General features: G+C 64.0%; 1 protein-coding gene. It reads left to right on the top strand.

The annotated features are described in order from the left end of the window. Nucleotides 1-1157: hypothetical protein (locus IF99_RS31380; RefSeq protein ID WP_199806593.1), on the top strand; the 1157-nt coding region annotated here is incomplete at both ends.

Genomic DNA, 1157 nt, shown 5'->3' on the forward strand with positions numbered 1-1157 from the left:
GTGGAGGAGATCGACTTTCCACCGGACGTCCGGACGATGCTCTGGATCCTGCTGGGCGAAATGCCTTTGCAGGCCAGGGAGAATCTGGCGTGGGAAAGTCGTAATCTCTACCTTTCCCTTCAGAGGGGTCTGATCGACCTGCGCTCTGCCGCGCGGGAGACGATTCAGATGGTGGAGGAGGCGTTGCCGCCGGAGGTGGCGCAGCCGTACATCGAGAGTGTGCGGATGCTCACCGATATGCCCAACGGCGGCGACCCCGTCCAGAAGCTGCTTTTTCAGCTGGACGAGATGGCCAATGGCCAGATCAATTACTCGCAGAACATTCAGGCGTCGAAGTGGGAGATCATCTCCGAGATCATCCTGCTGATCGCGGAGCTGGCGATTCTGGCGGCGCTGATGGCGTTCACCGGTGGTGCGTCGGTGTCGCAGATGTTCCTGGCGAGGGCCCGGAGCAAGCTGGCGATCTTGATGATCGTCGACCGGCTGGTGCGGATGACGCACATCGCGCCGACCCTCGGGGAGGCGATCGAGGAGGCCATGGTCACGCTGGCGAACCGGCTGGCGCAGATGGGCCTGAACACCGGTGCCCGCAGGCCCGGCGGGGTGGACTGGAAGGACGTCGGGGTCTCGGCGGCGTTCGGTGCGCTCACCGCCGGTTTCATGGAGTTCCTCGAGAAGATCCTGAAGCCGGTCAAGAACTTCTTCAAGGACCTCCTGGGGGATGTGTTCGACAAGTTCAAGATCAACCGGGACAGTCTGCTGTTCAAGGGGCTGGTGAACGGCCCGCCGGTGGTCGTCACCTCTTTCGTGGTCGGTGGTACCGCGGAGAGCGCGGCCGAGGTCATCATCAACGGGGCCTTCTACGACAAGTGGGAGTTCAAGTGGGAGACCTTCGTCGGGTCCGGTACCAGCACCCTGTTCGACCTGGGCGCGGGGCTGGCCCTCGGCGCCGGTGCGATCCAGATCTACAACAAGTACTTCGACGACAAGGTCAAGTTCACCGATCACAACAAGCTTCCCGGCCCCAACGACCCGCTGGGCACCGGGGACGGGGACCCGAAGCCCCCGGTGTCCGAGAAGCCGCACGGGGGCCCCGGCGGTGCGAACGTCAAGGGCACGACGGTCAAGAGCGACCTCTTCACGCCCGGCCCGGCGCC

This window comes from Streptomyces sp. NRRL F-5630, from assembly GCF_000719475.1.
GTDB lineage: Bacteria > Actinomycetota > Actinomycetes > Streptomycetales > Streptomycetaceae > Streptomyces.